The sequence below is a fragment of the Vibrio limimangrovi genome (assembly GCF_054064025.1).
Window position 1 is genome coordinate 98,199 of record NZ_JBSUGF010000005.1, and the last position, 22,529, is coordinate 120,727.

At 42.1% G+C, this 22,529-nt stretch carries 21 protein-coding genes; 12 read left to right on the forward strand and 9 right to left on the reverse strand.

Annotated elements, in window-relative coordinates:
- Positions 1-512 precede the first annotated feature (512 nt).
- Positions 513-1,466, forward strand: coding sequence for a glycosyl transferase family protein (locus tag ACWYU8_RS04895; RefSeq protein ID WP_457517642.1), 954 nt, complete (start codon positions 513-515; stop codon positions 1,464-1,466).
- A 207-nt stretch (positions 1,467-1,673) separates the two neighbouring features.
- On the forward strand, positions 1,674-2,585 hold the full coding sequence (locus tag ACWYU8_RS04900) for a dienelactone hydrolase family protein (RefSeq protein ID WP_457517643.1): 912 nt from the start codon (positions 1,674-1,676) through the stop codon (positions 2,583-2,585).
- A gap of 109 nt (positions 2,586-2,694) precedes the next feature.
- Here ACWYU8_RS04900 and ACWYU8_RS04905 read toward each other — a convergent pair whose 3' ends face one another.
- Positions 2,695-3,474: a transporter substrate-binding domain-containing protein gene (locus ACWYU8_RS04905; RefSeq protein WP_457517645.1), complete on the reverse strand. Its 780-nt coding sequence runs from the start codon at positions 3,472-3,474 to the stop codon at positions 2,695-2,697.
- 352 nt (positions 3,475-3,826) lie between these two features.
- On the reverse strand, positions 3,827-4,828 hold the full coding sequence (locus ACWYU8_RS04910; RefSeq protein WP_457517646.1) for a branched-chain amino acid aminotransferase: 1,002 nt from the start codon (positions 4,826-4,828) through the stop codon (positions 3,827-3,829).
- 840 nt (positions 4,829-5,668) lie between these two features.
- Here ACWYU8_RS04910 and ACWYU8_RS04915 point away from each other — a divergent pair.
- Together ACWYU8_RS04915 and ACWYU8_RS04920 are read left to right on the forward strand one after the other, a co-directional pair.
- Positions 5,669-6,412, forward strand: coding sequence for a carboxypeptidase (locus ACWYU8_RS04915; RefSeq protein WP_457517648.1), 744 nt, complete (start codon positions 5,669-5,671; stop codon positions 6,410-6,412).
- Between the two features lie 234 nt (positions 6,413-6,646).
- Positions 6,647-7,198 (forward strand): hypothetical protein, encoded by a 552-nt coding sequence (locus ACWYU8_RS04920; protein ID WP_457517650.1) that lies wholly within the window; start codon positions 6,647-6,649, stop codon positions 7,196-7,198.
- Positions 7,199-7,201: 3 nt separating this feature from the next.
- Here ACWYU8_RS04920 and ACWYU8_RS04925 read toward each other — a convergent pair whose 3' ends face one another.
- Together ACWYU8_RS04925 and ACWYU8_RS04930 are read right to left on the reverse strand one after the other, a co-directional pair.
- On the reverse strand, positions 7,202-7,606 hold the full coding sequence (locus ACWYU8_RS04925) for a PPC domain-containing DNA-binding protein (RefSeq protein WP_457517652.1): 405 nt from the start codon (positions 7,604-7,606) through the stop codon (positions 7,202-7,204).
- A 1-nt stretch (position 7,607) separates the two neighbouring features.
- Complete coding sequence (locus ACWYU8_RS04930; RefSeq protein WP_457517654.1) at positions 7,608-8,183, reverse strand: TetR/AcrR family transcriptional regulator; 576 nt, start codon at positions 8,181-8,183, stop codon at positions 7,608-7,610.
- 142 nt (positions 8,184-8,325) lie between these two features.
- On the opposite strand from ACWYU8_RS04930, the gene ACWYU8_RS04935 reads away from it, so the two are divergent.
- Complete coding sequence (locus ACWYU8_RS04935) at positions 8,326-8,940, forward strand: glutathione S-transferase (protein WP_457517656.1); 615 nt, start codon at positions 8,326-8,328, stop codon at positions 8,938-8,940.
- A 227-nt stretch (positions 8,941-9,167) separates the two neighbouring features.
- Positions 9,168-9,431, forward strand: coding sequence for a hypothetical protein (locus ACWYU8_RS04940; protein WP_457517658.1), 264 nt, complete (start codon positions 9,168-9,170; stop codon positions 9,429-9,431).
- Positions 9,432-9,616: 185 nt separating this feature from the next.
- Here ACWYU8_RS04940 and ACWYU8_RS04945 read toward each other — a convergent pair whose 3' ends face one another.
- From ACWYU8_RS04945 to ACWYU8_RS04955, 3 genes are all read right to left on the reverse strand, one after another.
- Entirely contained in the window at positions 9,617-9,808 is a 192-nt protein-coding gene (locus ACWYU8_RS04945; protein ID WP_457517660.1) for a hypothetical protein, read from the reverse strand.
- A 24-nt stretch (positions 9,809-9,832) separates the two neighbouring features.
- Positions 9,833-10,180 (reverse strand): Hpt domain-containing protein, encoded by a 348-nt coding sequence (locus tag ACWYU8_RS04950; protein ID WP_457517662.1) that lies wholly within the window; start codon positions 10,178-10,180, stop codon positions 9,833-9,835.
- Positions 10,181-10,925: 745 nt separating this feature from the next.
- Positions 10,926-13,484, reverse strand: a complete 2,559-nt coding sequence (locus tag ACWYU8_RS04955) for an AAA family ATPase (protein WP_457517664.1) — start codon at positions 13,482-13,484, stop codon at positions 10,926-10,928.
- Positions 13,485-14,025: 541 nt separating this feature from the next.
- Here ACWYU8_RS04955 and ACWYU8_RS04960 point away from each other — a divergent pair.
- From ACWYU8_RS04960 to ACWYU8_RS04980, 5 genes are all read left to right on the forward strand, one after another.
- Positions 14,026-15,159 (forward strand): exonuclease SbcCD subunit D, encoded by a 1,134-nt coding sequence (locus tag ACWYU8_RS04960; protein ID WP_457517666.1) that lies wholly within the window; start codon positions 14,026-14,028, stop codon positions 15,157-15,159.
- A gap of 9 nt (positions 15,160-15,168) precedes the next feature.
- Complete coding sequence (locus ACWYU8_RS04965; protein ID WP_457517668.1) at positions 15,169-18,225, forward strand: AAA family ATPase; 3,057 nt, start codon at positions 15,169-15,171, stop codon at positions 18,223-18,225.
- A 316-nt stretch (positions 18,226-18,541) separates the two neighbouring features.
- A complete protein-coding gene (locus tag ACWYU8_RS04970) occupies positions 18,542-19,120 on the forward strand; it encodes a DUF2589 domain-containing protein (RefSeq protein WP_444495379.1) in 579 nt (192 codons plus the stop codon).
- Positions 19,121-19,163: 43 nt separating this feature from the next.
- Complete coding sequence (locus ACWYU8_RS04975; RefSeq protein ID WP_457517669.1) at positions 19,164-19,859, forward strand: amidase; 696 nt, start codon at positions 19,164-19,166, stop codon at positions 19,857-19,859.
- 2 nt (positions 19,860-19,861) lie between these two features.
- Positions 19,862-20,428, forward strand: a complete 567-nt coding sequence (locus ACWYU8_RS04980; RefSeq protein WP_457517670.1) for a hypothetical protein — start codon at positions 19,862-19,864, stop codon at positions 20,426-20,428.
- 29 nt (positions 20,429-20,457) lie between these two features.
- Here the strand turns inward: ACWYU8_RS04980 and ACWYU8_RS04985 are convergent, their stop codons facing one another.
- Entirely contained in the window at positions 20,458-20,874 is a 417-nt protein-coding gene (locus ACWYU8_RS04985; RefSeq protein WP_457517672.1) for a winged helix-turn-helix transcriptional regulator, read from the reverse strand.
- 131 nt (positions 20,875-21,005) lie between these two features.
- On the opposite strand from ACWYU8_RS04985, the gene ACWYU8_RS04990 reads away from it, so the two are divergent.
- Positions 21,006-21,857 carry an SDR family oxidoreductase gene (locus tag ACWYU8_RS04990; protein WP_457517674.1) on the forward strand — a complete coding sequence of 284 codons (852 nt, stop codon included), beginning with the start codon at positions 21,006-21,008 and terminating at the stop codon, positions 21,855-21,857.
- A 58-nt stretch (positions 21,858-21,915) separates the two neighbouring features.
- On the opposite strand, the gene ACWYU8_RS04995 is transcribed toward ACWYU8_RS04990, so the two are convergent.
- On the reverse strand, positions 21,916-22,296 hold the full coding sequence (locus ACWYU8_RS04995) for a cystatin family protein (protein ID WP_457517675.1): 381 nt from the start codon (positions 22,294-22,296) through the stop codon (positions 21,916-21,918).
- Positions 22,297-22,529: the final 233 nt, after the last annotated feature.

The window sequence follows — 22,529 nt, forward strand, 5'->3', positions numbered from 1 at the left end:
TTTACAGATCTATTTTTTGAAGTTGATGGTGAGAACGATTTTGCGGCTATTATCGGGTTCACTTATGATACCGGACCAGTTATTTTGCACGAAAATGAATGTAATTTGCACGCCATTGGTGCGAGTTGAAATGTTGTAAAAATGGCGGGTTTTTATAAGTCATTGTTAATAAAGAAGTATAAAAGTTGGCATCGTGTTTGCAATAATGTAATTGTTCATCGTTAACTCGATGCACCGCTCTCCTTAGCAGGCGGAGATGCGGGATAGGGTATTACTTTTTTGTTATATATGTACTAACAGCGTTTATGGCAGTGCAGCCTCTCTCGATTCGGGAGAGGTTTTTTTTTGCCTGTTTTCTGGAAGCCTGAATGCAGTAGGGCACGAGCCTGTTTAATAATCTGGCAACTAAACGAAAAGGAATCAGCTCAGCATTGATTGTTATAGGATAAGTGGTAAAACTAGAGGCAGTTATTGTTAAAAACCGTAGAGTCAGTCGCGGGAAACGAGGGAATATGAGCAGCATTCAGGAATGTATAAGAACGGTAGGTCGCGGAGAGCGGGGTAGAAAGCCACTTAACTTTGAACAAGCTTATCGAGTTATGGATGAATATCTAAATGATGAGTTTGAGGACGACCAAATGGCAATGCTGCTGATGCTCATTCGTGTACAGAATGAAACGCAGCAAGAAATCGCCGGATTTGTTAAAGCATTCCAGTCACGTATGCCCGCTATCGGCGCTGATATTGACTGGCCTTGTTATGCTGGAAAGCGCAAAGCAGCGGGGGAGCCATGGCATCTTCTTGCAGCAAAAATTCTGTCTGATAACGGGTATAAGGTGTTATTGCATGGCTACCATGATCGTCAGTCAGGGCGTTGTCATGCGGAGGACTATCTGGACAAATTTGGCATTGTAAAAGCGCAGTCAACAGAAGAAGCGAAGCGCGTAATGGAAACTCAGAATATTGTTTATCTGCCGCTAAGTGTATTTGCTCCTCAGGCTGAAAAGATGATTGGCTGGAAAAACCGTTATGGTCTAAGAACACCAATTAATACGGTTGTCCGTGCGCTGAATCCCGGGCAAGCGGAAATAGGCATTCGTGGCAGTTTTCATCCAGGGTTCCAGCAACTCCATGCTGAAGTGGAACATGAGATTGGTCAGACTCGTCATGCCGTCGTCTCATTCAAAGGTCAGTCTGGTGAGTCTGAATACAACCCTAAAGTGAGCCAAACCGTGTGGTTAAGTCAAACCAGTGGTGTCACATCGCATTACTGGACAGAGCAAATGCTTTCGGAGGTGCCGATGCCGAAATCGTGTCCTTTTGAGACTACAGAAGATGACTTAATACAGATGGCCAATACGGTGCTCGCAACCATAACCGTTGTGCTATTTGCCGAGATGCAAGATCGAGAAAAAGCCTACGAACGTGCGTTTTCTTTCTGGGAGGCTTATGTACGGGGTGAGTGACCATTTTAACGACTTTCATCGGTAATCTTTTGTATTTAAATTGTTAAATCTGAATCCCTTATCTATTGTTTGTTTAGAGTGATGGGTAGCTTGTTGTCTACTCATCACATCAGATTTCCCCATGACGGATGCGTTTCCCCCCATTGCGGCGTAAAACGTCTTCAAGGGTATTAATCGGCTTTCAAAACGAGACAGAGGACAAGGATAATGGTTCAAAAGCAAGCAACTTCCGTTGAAACGGTTTCGCATCCTATCCCCCAGGAAGCATTTGACTGGTATGATGAATACGCTCACGGCAAGATATCGCGCAGAGAGTTTATTAATCGAATAGGTGGTCTGGCCGTTTTAGGTTTTAGTGTGACAGCATTACTGGACGCATTAACCCCTAACTACGCTTTAGCGGAACAAGTGTCTTTCAACGACCCCGACATCAAAGCAACTTATCAAACCTTTCCTTCCCCGACTGGACACGGTGAGGGAAGTGGTTATCTGGTGATGCCTAATAAGAAAACAATCAAGTCTCCAACGGTTTTGGTCATTCATGAAAATAGAGGGTTAAACCCTTACATCAAAGATGTCGCAAGACGTTTGGCAAAAGATGGCTTTATCGCTTTTGCCCCTGATGCTTTATATCCACTTGGTGGCTATCCCGGTAATGATGATGATGGCCGGGAGATGCAGAAAAATATGGACAGAGCCAAGATTGAGCAGGATTTTATTGCGGCGGCCAACTTCCTTAAGCAGCATGAACACGGTACCGGCAAGCTTGGTGCGGTAGGATTCTGCTTTGGTGGTTACATCACTAACATGCTTGCTGCGGTTATGCCTGACAAACTTGATGCGGGCGTACCTTTTTATGGAACACCAGCAGAAGAGTCGATTCGTAAAAACGTTAAAGGTCCTTTAATGCTGCATTTTGCCGGACTAGATCAACGTGTTAATGACACCTGGCCTGCTTATGAGCAAGAGCTTAAAGCGAATAGTGCAAATTACACTGCGTTTATGTATGAGAACGTTAATCACGGATTCCATAATGACTCAACTGGTCGCTATGCCCCTGAAGAAGCTGCGTTAGCCTGGGAGCGTACAGTTACATTCTTTCGAGAACACTTGGCCTGATTTACGTCTAAACATCTAACAGCGTGTGTTGTGACGGTTTAACGAAAAAACAAAGGCCAGCGTAAAACTGGCCTTTGTTACCTAGACAAGAATTAAGTCTGGCTCAAATCTACATGCTTTCTACATTGTAAATATCGTAAGGGAAGTACTTGCTTGCAATGGCTTTATGCTTACCGTTTTCAATAAGCGCTTCCAGACCTTTATTCAACAGATCTTTCAACTCTTTGTCTTGCTTGCGTATCGCGATGCCTACACCTTTACCAAACCACTTTGGTTCCGTGTAAGAGGGACCGGTAAAGTGAAAATCCTGGCCTTGCTCTGTGTCCAGAAAACCGCTGCGTAGGCCAATCGCGCCCCCGAAAACAGTGTCTAGTCGACCATTAATTAAATCTGTAAAAGCTTCGTCGAATGTACTGTAGCGGCGAAGTTCGATATTTGGGTATGCATTACTCAGATAGAGATCACCAACAGTCGCGCGTTGTACGCCAACGACTACCCCGTTCATGCCTTGTTCTGTGGCGTCGACTTCACGGTCTTTATGCATAACGAATCGCTGTGGGACGAGTGCATATGGTGCGGTAAAAGCGACTTTTTTCTCTCTCGCTTCTGTTATGGTCATGGCCGCAATTATTGCGTCACTCTTTCTTGCAAGGAGTGCAGGGATAATTCCGTCCCAATCCTGTTTACGAATAACGCATTTAACTTGAAGCTCTTCACATAGAGCGTTAGCCAAATCAACATCAAAACCGACGAGTTCACCATCTTCTGTTGTCCAGTTGAAAGGAGGGTACGCCCCTTCCACCATGAAGCGGATCGTGTTCCACTCCTTTGCTACCGCATTACTTGATATTCCAAAACAGACAATTAGCGCAAACAATACTTTTTTCATTTTAGGATCCGTTTAATCTAGTGTTCTTCCCTGATTAGGATTTTGACCTATTCAACCAAACGAATAGGCTAGAGTAAGTGCAACGACCATTCAATAGCTTGGATACACATTTTTAACAAAAACACGCTAAGGATATAAAGAATTGTTTGAGGAGAGGGAGCACAATTTTGTGTTTTTCGCTCAATAAAAAGAGACAGTCGTTTGCCTGGAGAAAAAGCACTGTTGCGTGCATTCTGGCTCGATACTGTCTCTCATTGTATGCCAATGTATGGCGGTTTATGACTGGTTGTCTAAGAGGGTATTACTTGTATCCGATTAACAGTTTGTTATCTTAGTCAGTCAGATATCGTAGTTAGTCAGATATCTTCGTTAGCCAGTTGTGTGTATCAGGCGCTTTACCCCACTGAATATCGTTCAGTGCTTGACGTAGTTTTTGTGCAACTGGGCCCATTTCACCAGAACCAACCTTAAACTCCTGACCGTTGTGAATCAACGTACCCACAGAGGTCAATACCGCCGCAGTTCCAGAAAGCATCGCTTCTACACCCGGTTTAGCTGCTCGCTCCAGTAACTCTTCAACCGATACTTCGCGTTCTGATACTGTCATACCCAGATCTTTTGCAAGAGTCAGGATACTTGCGCGTGTCACACCGTGCAGGAAGCTTGAGTCCAGTGCTTTAGTGATGATTTCATTGCCGTCGACTAGCAGGAAGTTTGCCGCACCCGTTTCAGTAATGTAACCATTTGGACAGAACAGCACTTGGTCTGCCTGATATTTTTGTTTTGCTTCCAGTGTTGGAGATAAAGCGCTGGCATAGTTACCACCACTTTTGATCATACCCATATGTGGTGCGCAACGTTGGCCAGTTTCATCCAGCAGTAAGCGCAATGCATGAGCACCACCAGCGAAGTAATCACCAACTGGTGAAAGCAAAATATAGAGCATTGATGATAGCGATGGCGCTGCTGCCTTACCTACCGCTGCTTCCGTACCAATGTGAGTCGGACGAATGTACATTGAGCCAGGAGGTGCAGGTACCTCTGATGCGAATTCAGAAACGATATCAACGATCATTTTTGATACTTGTTCTTTGTCAATCTCAGGCAAAGAAAGTAGCTGACTGCTTTGAGCAAAGCGCGCTACGTTTTGATCCATTCGAAAAACGTGTACGCTGCCATCTTCATGGCGAAATGCTTTTAAGCCTTCAAAGCAAGTGCTGGAGTAATGTAATACGTGAGCGCCGGGATGTAGCGAAATACTATCGCTTGAAACGATCTGTGTATCAGTCCATTGATTATTTTCAAATGTTGCTAATGCCATCCGAGGCATAAACACTGTACCAAAAGCCGCCATTATGACTCCCTTCTTAGAAAATTATGAAGCAGATAGGTCTGCCATGTGTGATATGCAAGTCTGCATTGTATGTTCTTTACCAGTGTCACGTTAATCACCAGGTAACAATTGTGTTCGATCAAGAGCGGTTAGAATGACCGTCGATCGGCAGAAAATCAGTATAAAGATTTTTCAATCAGAGTGTTATCAGTGTCACGCAAAAGTGTTGGGTCAGAGCGTTTCTTCTTTTTAAGCTATTTGTAGCCTACTCTCAAGCAATTTTATCGAGTGACCTATAGTTAAGTCGCTTTGCCTAAAAAACGAGTCGGAAAACTTAGGGGGGCATTGCTCATTATTAACGCAATGGAATGGGTTGCTTAGCTTGGCTACTGGGGTTGATAGCTTCTGTTCTGTGTTGTTGTTACCGAAGATGACAATGCAAAAGCTGTCGGTCAAAATGAACGCTCTCAATCCTGAGTCTGAAGTCGCTTGGGTGTGCATAGAGTATGGCTTTGTGAGGGCTTCTACGACCAATTAGTTGGCTTAAACTTTATATGAAGTACTTTTGGGGTTCAGATTAAATATATAGATAACACTGTATATTATTAAATCTTTAATTTTCATAGGATTGGTATTATTAGTTTGTTTTTCACGATGAAATACGAACAGTGGTTTATTATTCATTTTCAAATAAAATTAATAGGTTAATTGAATTAAATGTCAATATTTGTATAAAGTTAGTGCACTATTCAACTAGTAGACTAAAATTATACGTACTATTTATATTATCAATTAAATATAAGTTCTGCAGTTGGTTGAATTGTATATAAATTTCTAATTTGGTATTAGAGGGTTATCACAATGAAAATCGCGGAGTTAGTTTCTATACAAGGTCCATTACCTATCAGTGAACTCACTGAAAAACAAGTTGAAGAGTTGCAGAAGGTTTTATGTATTCTTGGTTATCCAGTAGGAACCGTTGATGGCTTAATTGGTCCCAAAACACGAAATGCTTGGGCAGAATTTAAAACTGATGAACTGCCTGGTAATCCTGATTTGATCGGTAAAGAGTCTGTTGAACGCTTGCAGGTGAAATTAGCAAATATCACAGTGAATGATTCAGATGACTTTACGAGTAAAGATGGCGTCATAGAAGCTATTAAGCATGAATGTATGATGCAGGGGTTAGCTTTAGATACACAGAAAGCCTATGTATTAGCGACCACTCAGTGGGAGACCAATCAAACCTTTATGCCCGTTAGGGAAGCCTATTGGCTCAGTGAGAACTGGCGCAAAAAAAATCTCAGATATTTCCCATTTTATGGGCGGGGATTTGTACAACTTACTTGGAAGAATAACTACGAGACATATTCTCAATTACTTGATGTAGATATGGTGGCGCAACCCGATATAGCAATGCAGCCAAATATCGCGTTATTTATTTTGATTCATGGATTTAAAACAGGGACTTTCACGGGACGAAAAATAGCAGATTACATTAATGAAACCAAAACAGACTTTATTGGGGCAAGACGGTGTATCAATGGTAGTGATAAAGCTCATGAAATTGCAGAAATTGCAAAAGTATTTCTAAGGAAATTATAAGCAATTAGGCGCGAGTTTCATATGTGATTTTTCGCTTAATTTTATATAAATATGAAATGGATTAGAGTGTTTACTTATTTTAATATAAAAGTACAGGATAAATTTCGGATGTTAATCATTGCTATATCTATATGAGTTTTATCATTTTAAAATAACGTGACTGTAGATGTTTCATCTTGAACAATTATGTTTGTACTATGCTGTAACTATATAGGGATAAAGAAGGATAGCGTCATGTTTAGCACTGACAAGTTTATCGAAAATTGTATAAAAGCAGTCGCCGAGGGGAAAGATGCGGTTCGTGAAGTTGTCTCAGAAGCAGTGTCCGACAAAGAGAAGATTATCTCTGTACTTGGGAACCAAGAACATGCAGGTATACATCTGCTGCACCGATCGCCTACTCTCACGATCATTAACTTTGCGTGGGCTCCGTACATGAACTTAATGCCACATAACCACCAGATGTTTTCGGTTGTGGGTATTTATACAGGAAGAGAAGACAATATTTTCTGGCAAAAAACTTCGACAGGAATTCAAGCTTCCGGAGCAAAATCCCTTGGGGCAGGTGACCTATGCGTACTTGACGAAACCGCTATCCATTCCGTTCTTAATCCAATAGGCAAAATGACTGGCGCTATTCATGTCTACGGTGGGGACTTTTTTGCCCCGACAGAGCCAAGAAGTGAATGGGATCATGAAACGTTGGTAGAACGCCCTTGGGATGTAGATCATGTTAAAACCATTTTCCGAGAAGCGGAAGAGAGGTTTAACTCCACCAAACACTAAACATCATTCAGATTCATTTACGACGAGTTCTGTGTAACCTGTCTCGTCATCCATCTCACGGCTAAAACTTAGTTTAGGATAGCTATGGATGATCAGCTCTGCGGTAGTATCAATAAGGGTTCCTTCCATCAAATGGCCACCCCAAACGTGACCTTGTTTGTCAGCAACGGAAATGTGTATGTGCTGATGATCAGGGGTTAGAGTACCCATTACAGAGACAATCTCAAACGCCTCATTTTTGTATAGCGTACTTTCAGCGCCAGCAAGTCGAAGCTTGAGTGTTGATATACATCCTACACAGGAAGCAATGGTGCCCGCTTTGACGTTATGATCTTGCACGATCTTCGCAAGGCAGTGTTTGAGGTCCATGCCTTTGGTGAGCCGAATTGCAATTACGTTTAATGACATATTACTTCCTGATTAATACCAGCAGACACGACAGTGCAGTGTCTAAATCGTTATATCGCTTGGCCTTACCGAGAACCCTCATACCTTGCATGTTATTGAGAATAAAACACGCCAGTTGTGCTGGTTTAAGCGTTTTAGGAATCAACGTTTCCTTTTGGGCGTTTACTATTGCTTCAGCCAGAATGTCGAGTAGATGGTCAAACAAGAAATGCCCCATACGCAGAACATCGTGATCTTCACCAGCGTGTTCGACCAAGGCATTCTGAATAAAACAGCCACAACTGTTTTTGTGTTGCAGTGCGGCAAAGGAAGTCAAAAAAGCGTCGATTTCCCGTAATGAAGCACCGTCTTTTTGCAAATTTGTCAGTGAGGGTAACGATACCTTTTTAAGGTATGCATCAAGCGCCTCATAATAGAGCTGCTGCTTGTCACCATAGGTATTGTACAGACTGAATCGGTTGATGTTCAATTCATCAGTTAGATCGGAGATGGACGTATTTGCAAAACCCTTGCGCCAAAACACATCCATAGCGACTAGGAGCTTTTCATCTCTATCAAAGTTAGCTTTTCTTGCCATATTAGGTACCCACCACAATCTTTGCCTTAAAACGTCTTCCAATCTTATGAACTGACTCGTAATTATAATTCTTGACTGATCGTTTATAAACTGGCTACAGTATAACCTAACCGAACAGTTAGATAAAGGAGTAGGGTGTAACATGAAATTGTATGAAACCGCAATGACACCAAGTTGTAAGCGAGTTAACATTTTTCTTAAAGAAATCGGTGGCGACGTAGAGCGAGTTGCTTTAAACGTACGTGACGGTGAAAACCTCACCGATTCTTTCCAACAAAAAAGCGTGAACGGCAAGGTACCAGTTTTAGAATTGGATGACGGAACTACAATTTGTGAAAGTGTTGCGATTTGTCGTTATTTCGATGAGGAGTTTAGTAACGACCTGAACTTATTTGGAGATAGTCAACGAGAGCGTGCCCAAGTTGAAATGTGGCATCGTATTGTCGAGTTTCAAGGCTTGTATGCAGCGTTTCAGGCATTTCGAAACATCACCGCGATTTACAAGGACCGTGAGAACTGTGTTAAAGAGTGGGGTGAGGAATCTAAGTCTCGCGTACTAGCGTTTTTACCGGTTCTGGAGAAACGTTTAGGGGAAAGCGAATTCATCGCAGCCGATCGTTACACCATCGTTGATATTACAGGCTTTATATTCGTTGGCTTTGCAATCAATGCTCTTGAGATCGATGTGCTTTCTAGCGCGCCAAATATTGCGCGTTGGTTCGAACAAGTTTCAGCTCGCGAAGCATTCCAAAGCTAATTAACAATAATATTTGTACCGGATATTAAGAGCAGTAAGCGTTTGTCTCGTTTGCTGCTTTTTGTTTTGGAATCAAACACACGCAATTTGTTGGATTTTCTATTCTTTTTCCATCTCTAATCTATACTTATATCGATAGAAATTGGCTTTCTGTGTATCGCAAAGCCTCTTGTTTTTGGTCTGTAGACGTTGTTTTCGATACGCGAAGTACAATAAAGGAGAGGGTTATGAATATTCAAGTGAAAACCATCAATAACGTACTAATTGCAATGTTGATGATGTCTGTTTTTGCATTAATTGCTTTGTATCACAGTAACAGCCAACAAAATCAGGAAATTGAGCAGTTACGTGAGCAGTTGATAGAAAAAGAAAACCAAATAGTCGTATCTAATGAAGCCCTATCCTATACACGATACCAACATCAATTACTGGCAGAAGATTACAATCGCTTCAGAGATGAGCAATCGATGAACAACGTGTTACGTCAGTAATCAGACAGGGCCATTAGCCAGATTTAGCAAAGTAGCCTTGTTTTGGTGTGAGGTGGGGAGTGGTTAACGAAGCCTTTTGTGTTTTGGGTATATCACGTTTTCTTAGTATCACAACAAAAAGGTATCTAAAAACCAAGCAAAGCGTTATCGCTTTACCTGGTTCCTAATACAACTGACGGCTTTTATTATTTTGGTTCGGCAGTTTGTGTTGGCGACAGTAACGCCTCCAACTCTTCTTGAGTGAGAAGTTCTTCTGTTCTGAACATTCCGTATTCATCATCCAGCGACATTTTTGTGCGGCTAATCAGGTATCTTTTCTGAGTTGGCGTTAAATCCTTGAGTGAGTCGATAAGATCTCTAAAGTTGCTGTTGTTCATTGCCATATATCCCCCCGTTTAAACCTATACAGACTTGCTATTCATGTTGTCTAAGTAAGCAAAAATCTGCTGATTGATCGTTAACAGTTCCCTATTAACTATAGTGATATCTGACGCATCCGGTGCAATATTGTTGCGCGTATCTTGTTCAATTTCTTGCAATGCCGTGACCGCGGTATCTTCTCCGAAACTTTCTAATGCTCCTTTTAAACTATGTGCTAGCAAGTGTAGTTCTGGCCAGTTTTCATTGGCATACAGCTCATTTATACGCTCTAAACCATTAACGTGCTCCTCTAAATATGTAGACAGCACGGTGATAATTATCTCTACATCGTTATCCATATATTTGTTTAACAAGGTGAAATTGATCATCTCTTAATCCCTATATAGCAAATGATAGTTAAAAGGTGCAGGCAGTCGGGTTAGGTAAAAACCAGAAAGATAGTCTTTCAACCAGAGAGACCAATTTGAAGGTGACGAACTTTGTAAGAGGTATGTGATTACAAGGCGAAGAGTAGTGGATAAACAAGAGCCATAAGACCGTGTAGCCTTAGTCTGCGACCAATGCGCATATATCAGGCAAACGATCTTAGTCGTCTTTGAGTCTAATGAAATCGCTTGGTGATTTCTCGTCATTACAGACGTCGGAGAGTCACCAACGACTAAAGTGTTTGTATCACCAGCATCCAATCTATCTTCATTCAATGTTCTTCTTCCTTGCAGAGCATTACTTTTAAGCTAGTAACCTGACTGCATAATAGCAAGGCGTTAGTAAGGAAAAGGGGACTTTAGCCACATTTTATAAGCAGTCGTATGGTTAAGTTTGGTAGCGTATTTAGGATCGATTGGGCGTGAATACTCAACTGAGTAGTGAAGTCAGTCGTATCTAGTAAATGCATTATATTTTCCACACATTATATTTTCCGCACTACAACATACTTTTGGACATTTCTGAGTTACCCCTTTACATAAATTAGCACTTCATGAATTACCAATGGTATTACAAAATATCTATTCTAGTGACCAAATTAACTATGCCACTATACTGGTGCAGATCAAAACAAGACAGGTGATTACAGGAGACATAGGGGGCTATATCTCCTGTTCAAACATTTATTTATTTTCTTCGTTTTTTCAGGTTAGTAAAGTACTCATCAAGGTCTGCTACATCTTTTTCCAATTCATCAATATCTGGAAATGCACCAGCAACTTCCTCTGCCATATCATGTCCGTGCATATATGTACTGCACTTGCTCATAGCAGTATTAATGGTTTCAACATCTAGGTCAGTAATATCAGTTAGGTATCTGCAACTCTGGGTTTTTACTTCCCTATTGAAACGCTCAACAACACCACGAATCAGCCATTCTTCGACAAGCCTTTCCCAAGTTTCTCGCATTTTCCCATAGATAAAGCCTGCTTGATGCTGATAGTCTTCTATGGATTCGTTGGCTGCTTTTCTAGCTCTGACTAACCTATCTTTGAGAAAACCTATTCTGCTTTGTGTTTTTAAAGCGTCCCAAGGTGGAGCATCGAGAGGAATGCCTGTAACATTCTTATTTCTAGTAACAGCTCTAATAGTTACATCGTCAGCAGTCTCTTGAATCATTTTCATGAAAGGTAAGTCATGAGTAAATACGATTACTTGTCTTGATTTTGCTTCCTCAACGATTCTTGTTGCGAATCTCAGCCTCCATATGTGATCAAGAGAATTTACGGGATCATCAAAGATGATTGCAGACTTTCTGCTATCGGTAGCTAACTCCGCGAAGAAGCTAGCTAAAGATATACACTTTTGCTCTCCTTCACTTGCAATATCGATAATGTTTGTATTGTTCCCTGAAAGCTGAATACTGAAGTTTTGGTTCCCTTTAGCACCTTTCGTGAGGGCATTAATTTTGAAGTGGTTAAAACCTAATTTTTCTAGCTCACTATTGAAAAACTCTTGCATCCGTCCTATCGAACCAGAGCTACATATCTCGTTATTTAACCTCGTGATAGCAGTTGTAGAAGTGGAGCGCTTAACCTTATCATAGGCGTCTCTTTGCTTAGCTTTCGCAATTTCAGCTTTAATTTGCTCTTTGACCGCTAAGATTTTCTCTTTGTCTTCAATCTCAAAGATTCTCTGCTGTTTAACCTTAATTGCAGCAGCTTTTGCTTCGTCATTCAGTACCGCTTTCTCTGCTTCCTCCAATTTAGTTATGTAGGAGTTTAACCGTGTCAGCGCTACTGAATTTATTTCCTCTTGTTTAAATACAGGGATGTCTTGTAACAAGCTATCAGATCTAGTTTTAAGTGTTAGAATCAGCGTATCAAACTGCGTACCTAACTCTGCATCCTTCTCTTTGATTTCATTGAGAATGGCGTCATATGGAATAGTAGAAAAACTTAAATCCTTAATTTTCTTAAGTTCTGTATTCCAATTATTCAATGCAGCATCTGCTTCTTTTTGCAACTCACTGCGAAGGTAAGTATCGAAAGAAGCTAACCGAGATGCAGTTGTATTATCAATTTCCTGTAGGCATGTTGGGCAGTGGTCACCTTCCTGTAGAGGAAATGTCTTCTTTTGTTCTGCATTTTCAATGAATAGTTTGACCGCGTTCCACATCGTAAGCCATTGTTCGGAACCTATATTCGATACTGGTAGTTGAGAAAATGTTACAGAACTTAACTCAGCCGCAGCTAACTTGGTTTGTTCTTTTTTGCTGTATACAGCCTTATAGTGTTCCACCGACTTTAGATTTAGTGTATCAACTAGATTTTGTAAGAACTTTTGAAGCGGCACAGCCCGAAGTCTTCTTTTTTGATATCGGTCTTTAAGTGTTTGAGGAGAATTATTAGTCAGTTCAATAACTTCTTTTCTCAATTCTTGTAATTCAGACAGTTCTTTTTGAGTAGCACACAATAAATCTACGTTCTCAGGTTTTAACTGTGAGCTTATGACGAGTTTGCTTGGTGTTGTGCCTATATTCATTTGTGGAAGAACATGGACAGGTAGATAAGAGGTCTCTTCCTTTTTCGCCTTATCCGCGATGAAGCTACTCACTTTGAGCAACTCATCTAATAGCTTCAAAGCCGCTGGTTTGAAGTCCAAAGTATCAGTTTTAGACAGATAGTGAATTGATGATTGTGAGTCAAATATTCGAATAGACTTAAGACGAGGGTCTGGCTCCAATTGATTGTTCCATGTCACCAGTTCTGGTTTACCATTTGATTCTATTTGAATTTCTGCCGATGGTATTCCAATTTTGGCAGCGAAGACGTTATGTTTTAGAGCAGGAGCTTCCCCCCTTGTTAAGCAGGCATTCTTCAATATCTTGGCATAACTCGACTTCCCAGCTCCGTTATTACCATAAATGACAGTTAACCCTTTCGGTGAAAACTCGATTTTTTTCTCCGCAGCAAGTGTTGATATGTTTAAAGCATTACCAACAGAAATAAGTTTGTTTTCTTCAGCTTCTGCATGATATCCAGTTGCTTTAGCTTGCTGAGTTAATATTTCGTAATCTGCACTTTTGTCTTCTAAACCAAACTCCATCTTTGCAAGTATGTAAGCAGTTTCGAGTTCTTGATGTGATAGTTCGCCTAACACCAATGCTTGGTTTAGAGTGTACCTCCACCAATCAGGCTTTCCTTTATTGTTTATTAGCTCACAGATTTTTGTTGCAATTGGCATAGATACTTCCTTCGCTGATGTGAATATCCATGATATTGCATATTATTTATGAAAAACTGATTATAGCTCAAATAAATAAATCCAACTGAGAACGCCTTCGACACATATTGAACAATCAATAAATCCGATTTTTCACATCAAAGGTATAGTGAATGCCTAAGATTAGATTTTCTATGGGAGCTTGTGTTTGACTCCTCATAATCAAGTATTAGATCTGACAAGTTTCGGGGCAAAAGGCTTTCATCAGCTCCTTGATAGAGCTACGACGCCCTCCTCAAAACCCTAAGCCTTTATCATCAACAAAAACAGTGCCCCAACTCTGCTTTTCAAGCGTTACAACTTGATATCGAACCTAACGGGTATGTGGCAGGAGTCTTATTTGGCTGGAGTGCTGAATAGCCAGTTGTCAATCAAATAGCACAAACTAAATGAAAAGCTTACAAAGTCACGATATCCTAGCAACATAATAAAGCAACCTGAGCTCAGGTTGAGACAGCCCCCCATAGTTACAGTAGAAAGTTATGGCAGAAAGTGAATTCGAATGAAGTTTATCCATACCTCAGATTGGCACCTAGGCCGACAGTTCCACAACGTTTCATTATTAGAAGATCAACAAGCGGTTCTCGAGCAGTTGATCAAATACATCGAAAATAACCCTGTCGATGCGGTCGTGGTAGCAGGGGATGTATATGACCGCTCTGTACCGCCTACGGTCGCAATCGAATTATTGGATCGGGTGGTGAATCGAATTTGTACTGAGCTGAAAACGCCGATGATTTTGATTTCTGGTAATCACGATGGTGCAGAACGTTTGGGCTTTGGGTCTGAACAGATGAAGAATGCAGGCTTACACATCATCAGCAATTTCGATGACATGCTTTCTCCTGTGTTGATTACGACCAAATCAGCGGGTGAAGTAGCACTTTACGGCATGCCGTATAACGATCCTGAGCAAGTGAGATTTGCTTACCAAGAACCAGTATCAACTCATGATGAAGCGCATAAACTCTTGGTTGAGAAGATTACCGAACAGTTTCAGCCAGAGCAAAAGAACGTACTCGTTAGCCACTGTTTTGTTGATGGGGCGATTGCGTCTGAATCTGAGCGCCCACTTTCTATCGGTGGTTCTGATCGCGTCAGTCATGAACATTTCCTAGGTTTCGACTACGTTGCTCTTGGACATTTGCACCAGCCTCAGAAAAAGGGAGAAGAGTACATTCGCTACTCTGGCTCTCTAATGAAATACAGCTTTGGCGAACAGAACCAAAAGAAAGGGTTCACGCTGGTGGAGATTAATGAGAATGGCTTTGATTCTGCTGAGCATGTTGAGCTTATTGCGCCTCATGAGATGCGTATTATTGAAGGTGAGTTAGAACAGGTCATCGAGAAAGGGAAAACGGATCCTAAGAATGAAGATTATCTGCTTGTTCGTCTTATGGATAAACACGCCATTTTAAACCCGATGGAAAAGCTCCGCGCGGTTTACCCAAATGTTTTACACCTTGAGAAGCCAGGTATGCTGATCGGAGTAGAACAAGAAATGGCGCAAGCCAAACTTGCTCGCAGCGAAATTGATATGTTCCGTGATTTCTTTATTGAAGCGCAGGACAGCGAGTTATCAAAAGAACAAGAGCAAGCCGTCAATGACATCATCAAGCAACTTTCACAGCAGTAAGGACCAAAGATGAAGCCTATTAAACTCACAATGCAAGCTTTTGGTCCATTCGCAAAAACGGAAACCATCGATTTCGAGAAGCTAGGTAGCAACCCGCTGTTTTTAATAAATGGTCCAACTGGGTCGGGAAAAACGTCGATCCTAGATGCGATTTGTTTCGCTCTTTATGGTGAAACCACAGGTAATGAGCGTCAGGGCACACAGATGCGATGTGATTTGTCGGCGTCGGATCTGCCTACAGAGGTGACGCTGGTATTTTCATTACATGGCAAGGTTTACCGAGTTATTCGCTCTCCGGAACAAGAAGCCCCGAAAGCACGTGGCGACGGCATGACGGTGCGAAAGCACATGGCATCACTCTATGAGCTCGGCGATATCGAGAAACTGATTACCAGTAAAACCACGCAGGTTAAAACCGAGATTACTAACATTATTGGCTTAACCGAAACGCAGTTTCGCCAAGTGATGGTGCTGCCGCAAGGTAAGTTTCGTGAGCTACTGCTGGCGAGTTCGAAAGATCGTGAAGAGATTTTCGGTCAGCTTTTCCAGACGGATATCTACAAGAAGATCGAGTACGCGCTTAAGGATAAAGCGAGTGCGATCAGTAAAGCAAAGAATGAGTTTGATAACCAGATTCGCGGCGCGTTGCAAGTCGCAGGGGTGAGTTCTGAAGAAGAACTAGTTCAGCAACGAGACGTCATTTCTGAGCAGCTTAAAGCAGAGACAAAGAGTGAACAAGCCGCTCTGGAAACGCTCAACAGAGTTAAGTCGGAACTACAAAAAGCCCAAGCGCTTTCTGGGGAGTTTACTCGTCGGGAGCAAGCGGAAGCGTCAATAAAATTGCATTTAGAGAATACGGAAGGGATAAACGCGCGCCATGAGCAACTAGATAGAGCCAAGAGCGCGAGTAAAATTGAGTTGCAGTATGTCTCACTCCAGAACGCCAAGACTCAATCACAAGAGTTAACTCACAAGATTACAGCGCTAAGTCAGAATTTAACTGACGCCGCGAACATTGTAACGGGCAAAGAAACTGAGCTGAAAAACGCTAAGCAGAATGCTGAACAAGTTCCTCAATTAACACAGTCACAATTTAATCTCGAAGGAATGAAAGAGAAGCTGATTGAAAAAGCGGACTTGGAAGCAAAAATAGCCAATGGGTTACAAGAAAAGCAGCAGTTTGACGCGAAACTACAGCAATATATCACTTTGAAAGACAAGCTGACCCTGGAAGCGCAGCAAGGGCAAAAGGCACTCGATCAAGCCCGTGTAGATGTCGCTTTAGTCGGTGGAATTGATGCTGAAATCAAGCAAAAGCAACGCCTTTTACAAGATGTGCAAAAACTATCTGGTTTGAAGCAAGAGTTGGCGAAACATGATGCTTTAACTGCAGGCAGACAACAAGAGGTCGCGCAAGCGAATCAATGGTATGTGCAGGCGCAACAAGCCGCTGATCGATTAGAACTGAAATGGCACAACGCGCAAGCTGCGGTTTTAGCTCAAAGACTTCAAGCAGGAGAAGCATGTCCGGTTTGTGGCAGTATTGAGCATCCTCATCTTGCGCAGTTTAGCGAGGATGAGGTAACGAAAGAACAAGTACAGGCTGCTCGCGCACAGGAGCGTGATGCTCTGGCGGCTTACAATAAGCTTAATAACCAGTTAGAGCAGCATTACATTGTCGTTCGACAATACCAAATGCAAGTGGATGAGCTTGCTAGGGAGCTTGGAGACCATGCCACAATTGAACTAGCGCAAATACAAGCTGAGCTTCAATCTCTTAATGACAAGCTACAAAGGCTGACTGCTATTGATATCCCGAAGTTGGAACAGAATGTTGAACAACTCAACCAGCGTTGCACCGTTGGCGAAACCAAGATTAACGAGTTGCATAATCAAATGGCCGCAAATGAATCGACGATCAAGGCGAATCAAGAGCAGTTAAATAAATTGTTGGCAAACCTCGACCCGAAATACAGTTCGGTAGACGTACTTGAGCTCGAAATCACACAAATCAAGGAGCAGATTAAGCATTTGAATGCCAGTTTGGAACTCGCGCAAAATCAGTTACAACAAGCAATCTTGTCTAAATCGAACATCGAAAGTCAGTTAGCTACCAACAAGCAATGGTTAGCTGAATCAGATCAAAAACTTAATGAAGCACAATTGAATTGGCAAAAGGCGCTGAATGAAAGTCGTTTTGACGATGAAGCGAGTTACGTTCAGAGCAAAGCAACAGACCAAGAAGTGCAGGCTTGGCAGAAAGAAATAGATGAATTTAAGCAAACTCAAATCAAACTTGAGCAAACGCTTAGCGACTTAAATCAAGCACTCAAAGATCTCGAAAAGCCCGACCTTGAAGCGATTAATGCCAGCTTAAACACTCAACAAGCACTGTATGTTGAAGCGAGAAGCAATCTGGATTCTGTGCGTTCTATTTTTGAACGTATTGAAAAGGTACGCAGTGATATTGCGAGCTTACATGAGAAGAACAGCAAGCTAGAAGAAGAGTACAAAGTCTTTGGTACGCTGTATGACGTGGCGAGTGGCAAAACAGGTAGCCGTATCAGTCTGCATCGTTTTGTGCTAGGTGTGCTTCTGGATGATGTTTTGATTCAGTCTTCGCAGCGATTAAGTTTGATGAGCAAAGGTAGATACATTCTTGCACGTAAAACGGAAGGGTTTAAAGGTGCTGCAGGGCGTGGCCTTGATCTCGTGGTTGAAGATGGCTACACCGGTAAAACGCGGGATGTTGCGACTCTATCAGGTGGTGAGTCATTTATGGCCGCATTGGCATTAGCACTCGGCTTGTCTGATGTCGTGCAGTCATACAGTGGCGGTATTCGCTTAGATACGTTGTTCATTGATGAAGGTTTCGGCAGCTTAGATCCAGAGTCGTTGGATCTTGCGATTCAAACCTTAGTTGATTTGCAGCAAACGGGTCGTATGATCGGCGTTATTTCACATGTATCAGAGCTCAAGGAGCAGATGGCACAGCGAATTGATGTAGAACCGTCGCGAGTTGGCTCAACGGTTTCGGTGAGATCTCAAATGGCCTTCGCTGACTAACAAATATTCCAATCCTACCTACGAATGCTTTGTCGCAATCACCAACACGTGCGGCAAAGCGTCTTCTCTCCAGCCTTTTCATTTCCACAGTTTTGAACCGAGCAATTCTTCGATGCAGTAGTTAACTAAAGTCACTAGGAACTTTAAGTAATTTTAAACACTTAGCATTATGCTTGATAAAAACATCAATAATATTTATGCAAATGGTTGTATTGCGCATGACCTGAAGCTATATATTATACGTGTTTCATAACACATATCTCCCGATAAAGAAGTCATATTCGGGTTCATATTTCGCCTGAAAAGGAGCGTAATTATGGCCATCGGCGACGAGCTATCCAGCATAGATTTTGAATCTATGATAGGCGGCCCACTCAATGCAGTGGTTCGCGCCCAAGCCCAATCAGCACAAACATCTGTTGACTTCATTAAGTCTGTCGGTTTTGACGCCGAAAGCAATGAACCAACGATGATCACCTTCAGTTACATGAAGGCAGTTGAGATAAGGAATGATCAAGGGGAAGTAACAGGTACTGAACCGAAAAAGTTCGACCTGACAGTTCCTATCTTGACGATGTTGCCCATTCCGTTTATTCGCGTTGAAGAAACCACGATTGCATTCAATGCAAAAATAAACTCGGTACAACAGTCGACAACCTCCTCCTCACACGATTTAAACACGAAACTTTCGGTCAAAGCGGGTTGGGGTCCTGTATCCGCCAAACTGAGCGCGAGCTACTCGTATAAAAAATCAACGTCTAGTTCATCGAAAATTGAACGTACCTACAGTCTGTCCGTTAATGTACGAGCCGTTCAAGATGAATTGCCTGCAGGTACGGAGAAATTACTCGGCATTCTTGAAAACTCGATAACAGAAGTTGAATCAGCAGCTTAAATCACATGGCTAACATGTTTTGAAAAATGAATAGGGAGGTTGTATGTCTGAGTTAAGTGAAGTCTTAGGTGCGTTGATGATCAGTTTGGTTCACGCGCGCAGGCTTGCCGATGAAGAGACGGCAGCGGTTGCTGAGTATTATAAAGATCATCCTTTGCTCGAAGGTATGAGTCTCCCGCGAGTGCGGGTACCTGAGCTAACTATTGATATGCCGTTGACGATTGACAAACAAGTCCCTGCAAAATCTGCAGAGCTAGATAGTCCGCGTGTTTTACACCAAGCCCTAATGACCCAGCTAACTAAGTCTTTAGACGATGAAGACATACTCAGCCGAACTAGAACGTTTCAAAATAACTTTGATAGAGAGGTAAAACTTGCACTGGAAAATGTAACCGAACGTCAGCGTAGTGGTGACGTTCGGATTACTAAGGAAAGTCTGGTTCGCGCGGTAGATGGTGCGTTTCAAAAAGCACTAAAGAAAAGTGGTTCTGTACAGGAAATCCCTTATGAGCGACTAGAGTCTGTGAGTAAGCAATTGCGACACCGTATTTCCGCAATCGCGCTTAAGTCTCAATCTATTCCGCCAGCACTTCAAACCAGTGTGGTTACCTCTCAGGTAAAAGAAAGCGCGACTCCGTACAATGCTATTCGCTTAAACATCACGATTCGTGAAGAGGGCCTGGAATGGGCGACCAGCATTGAGAATGGAAAAACGAAAAGCAAACTTTTACCGGAGTAATTATGAAATCGGTGCTAAAAGAAACCATTATCGCAAGGCTATTACTTTTGCCACAACTCAGCGATAAATACCTTGCGCAAGACCCGAGCTATGTATTTGACGTTGCGCTTTGGCTAAAACAAACCGAGCAAAAGTTAGAGCCGATGCGCAGCCCGATGGTGTCGACGCTCGCGTCATTGCGTGGGCTGCTGGAGGCCTGCGATGATGGGTATCAACATGATAAGGTACTTAATTCAAGTCGAAGTAAACGCAAAGGTAAGCGTGCATTGGCTGCGTCTTTATTGACGAGAGCCGATACGATTCTCAATGCTGAACTGCAACGTATCGACAATCATTTTTCAGAAGTTAACGATAAACTAGCACAATTGCTCGCATTGGTATTCGCCCATCAACCTTTACCAATTGTGCAAAATATTACGACTGGATATCTGGATTCAATTTGGAAAACTTTGGGAGAGCACGAAGAAACTAAATCCATGTATTTATACCTGCAAGCGCGTATGAGTGCGACTGACAGGCGCTATCTTTTGAGGCATTTGCTGTTAAATATGGTTCCTGAAACCGCTTAGTGCCTCATGTGTATTCAGCGTGTGTTTACTCAATTACTTGATTTGGCCTCATCATAACGTTGTTGCGAGTTCAAGATATCTCCCAGGTTTGACTCAATCCAGTCCACTAGCTGTTCTACTTTATGAGCAACTTCTATGCCTTTGTCTGTCAGGCGATACTCAACATGCGGTGGAACCACAGGGTGTGCAATACGCAAGACAAATCCATCTGCCTCTAATGCTTGTAAGGTTTGCGAAAGCATTTTTTCGCTGACACCTGTGATTTTTTTTCGAAGTTCACTGAATCGATGTGTTCCGCCAAGTAGAGCGAACAACACCAGTACGCCCCAACGACTGGTGACATCTTGCAATATGCTGCGAGAAGGGCACTCCTTCGCGAGTACATTTCCGCGGATGAATTTTTCTGATAATAAGCCACCCATACTTTTGCTCGTGTTTTCACTCATAATTTCGATCGCCTTTTCTGAAAATGACACATTATTTTATACTTACCAAAAAGTATGTACTTACTAAAAGTAAGTTAGTGTGGCAGATTATACACAAACGGGCTCATTATTAACAGACGAGGAAAAGTACAATGATTGCAGTTACAGGCGCTACCGGTCAATTAGGCCAATTAGTCATTAAACATTTATTGAACAAAATTGAACCTCAGCAACTAGTGGCTTTAGTTCGCAATATAGATAAAGCGAGTTCACTGACATCATTAGGAGTTCAGGTTCGTCAAGCCGATTACTCAAAACCTGACACATTAGCCGATGCTTTGAATGGCGTAACTAAACTACTGCTGATCTCATCTAGCGAAGTAGGTCAGCGTGCAGTTCAACACAAAAATGTTATTGATGCAGCACAGCAGGCAAACGTTGAATTACTTGCTTACACCAGCCTTTTACACGCTGATACATCACCGCTGGCATTAGCAGAAGAGCATGTCGAAACAGAAGCGTATTTACAGCAGGCAAACGTACCTTATGTGCTTCTGCGAAATGGTTGGTACACGGAGAACTATTTAGCGAGTGTCGCGCCTGCCTTGGCGAACGGAGGATTCATTGGCTGTGCAAAAGATGGAAAAATAAGCTCAGCAGCTCGTGAAGATTATGCTGAAGCGGCAGCCGCAGTACTGACTAGCGAAGAGCCGCAAAGTGGCAAAGTTTATGAGCTATCGGGTGATGCAGCGTACACACTGACTGAGCTAAGTACGCTAATCAGTGAAAAGTCAGGAAAAGTGATTCCTTACATTAATATGGAAGAAGCGGATTTTGCCAAAGCACTAGAAGGCGCTGGATTACCAGGCCCATTTGCAGCTGTTCTCGCGAACTCAGATACAGGAGCATCTAATGGAGCCCTATACGACGATAGTAAAACGCTAAGCTCGTTGATTGGTCATCCAACCAAGTCATTAGAGCAATTGATTGATGATTACCTTTAAATAGAAAAGCCACAAAACCTCAAAAGCCCCGGAATAGGGGCTTCTACTTGATTTGGCTTTAATTCTCGCAGAATGTCCCTTTTTGGGGTTGCTGCGTGACGGCGTAGTTACCATCTAGATTACGATATACAATCGTATGCCATACCGAGCTATCATCCATTTCAAACTCAATCGCGTAGTTCACCCCACTGACGATTTGTGCATGGACATTAACAATTTGTTTGAATGAAGAAATCATATCCATTTCTTTCAGTACAAACGCCATTGCCTTTTGAACATCGGGTGTAGCTTCAAACTTTTTCCACCCACCTGGTATGTTTCTCTGAGTATTACAGATGTCTGCTGAGGCCGTTATTTCTGTCACGTCTTCTGGGCTGTTTGGTTGGCAACCAACTAGCAAAACCAAAAGTGCACAAGCTGACATTGTCTTTAACTTCATAACATAACCTCAATTTATATCGAGCAGTATTATAAAAAGGTGATAAGGCGAGAAATGTCTATATTGTGCAAAGTTTCGATATGCATAAAGTTAATTTCTGGAATAACTTTCTGATTATGTAGGAATATTTGTAGGAACGATAGTTTTTATATCAAAAATTCATATGACGAAGAACGATCGTCCTTAATGAATAAACGGATCTGGATTTATGATCTGTTTTTGATCTTATACTG

Bases quoted from the DNA above. Each gene is read 5' to 3' on its own strand.
- ACWYU8_RS04905 (WP_457517645.1), bottom strand. From the start codon at position 3,474: ATGAAAAAAGTATTGTTTGCGCTAATTGTCTGTTTTGGAATATCAAGT.
- ACWYU8_RS04955 (WP_457517664.1), bottom strand. From the start codon at position 13,484: ATGCCAATTGCAACAAAAATCTGTGAGCTAATAAACAATAAAGGAAAG.
- ACWYU8_RS04970 (WP_444495379.1), top strand. From the start codon at position 18,542: ATGGCCATCGGCGACGAGCTATCCAGCATAGATTTTGAATCTATGATA.
- ACWYU8_RS04960 (WP_457517666.1), top strand. From the start codon at position 14,026: ATGAAGTTTATCCATACCTCAGATTGGCACCTAGGCCGACAGTTCCAC.
- ACWYU8_RS04920 (WP_457517650.1), top strand. From the start codon at position 6,647: ATGTTTAGCACTGACAAGTTTATCGAAAATTGTATAAAAGCAGTCGCC.
- ACWYU8_RS04935 (WP_457517656.1), top strand. From the start codon at position 8,326: ATGAAATTGTATGAAACCGCAATGACACCAAGTTGTAAGCGAGTTAAC.
- ACWYU8_RS04915 (WP_457517648.1), top strand. From the start codon at position 5,669: ATGAAAATCGCGGAGTTAGTTTCTATACAAGGTCCATTACCTATCAGT.
- ACWYU8_RS04950 (WP_457517662.1), bottom strand. From the start codon at position 10,180: ATGATCAATTTCACCTTGTTAAACAAATATATGGATAACGATGTAGAG.
- ACWYU8_RS04990 (WP_457517674.1), top strand. From the start codon at position 21,006: ATGATTGCAGTTACAGGCGCTACCGGTCAATTAGGCCAATTAGTCATT.
- ACWYU8_RS04945 (WP_457517660.1), bottom strand. From the start codon at position 9,808: ATGAACAACAGCAACTTTAGAGATCTTATCGACTCACTCAAGGATTTA.
- ACWYU8_RS04940 (WP_457517658.1), top strand. From the start codon at position 9,168: ATGAATATTCAAGTGAAAACCATCAATAACGTACTAATTGCAATGTTG.
- ACWYU8_RS04965 (WP_457517668.1), top strand. From the start codon at position 15,169: ATGAAGCCTATTAAACTCACAATGCAAGCTTTTGGTCCATTCGCAAAA.
- ACWYU8_RS04900 (WP_457517643.1), top strand. From the start codon at position 1,674: ATGGTTCAAAAGCAAGCAACTTCCGTTGAAACGGTTTCGCATCCTATC.
- ACWYU8_RS04975 (WP_457517669.1), top strand. From the start codon at position 19,164: ATGTCTGAGTTAAGTGAAGTCTTAGGTGCGTTGATGATCAGTTTGGTT.
- ACWYU8_RS04910 (WP_457517646.1), bottom strand. From the start codon at position 4,828: ATGGCGGCTTTTGGTACAGTGTTTATGCCTCGGATGGCATTAGCAACA.
- ACWYU8_RS04925 (WP_457517652.1), bottom strand. From the start codon at position 7,606: ATGTCATTAAACGTAATTGCAATTCGGCTCACCAAAGGCATGGACCTC.
- ACWYU8_RS04995 (WP_457517675.1), bottom strand. From the start codon at position 22,296: ATGAAGTTAAAGACAATGTCAGCTTGTGCACTTTTGGTTTTGCTAGTT.
- ACWYU8_RS04980 (WP_457517670.1), top strand. From the start codon at position 19,862: ATGAAATCGGTGCTAAAAGAAACCATTATCGCAAGGCTATTACTTTTG.
- ACWYU8_RS04895 (WP_457517642.1), top strand. From the start codon at position 513: ATGAGCAGCATTCAGGAATGTATAAGAACGGTAGGTCGCGGAGAGCGG.
- ACWYU8_RS04930 (WP_457517654.1), bottom strand. From the start codon at position 8,183: ATGGCAAGAAAAGCTAACTTTGATAGAGATGAAAAGCTCCTAGTCGCT.
- ACWYU8_RS04985 (WP_457517672.1), bottom strand. From the start codon at position 20,874: ATGAGTGAAAACACGAGCAAAAGTATGGGTGGCTTATTATCAGAAAAA.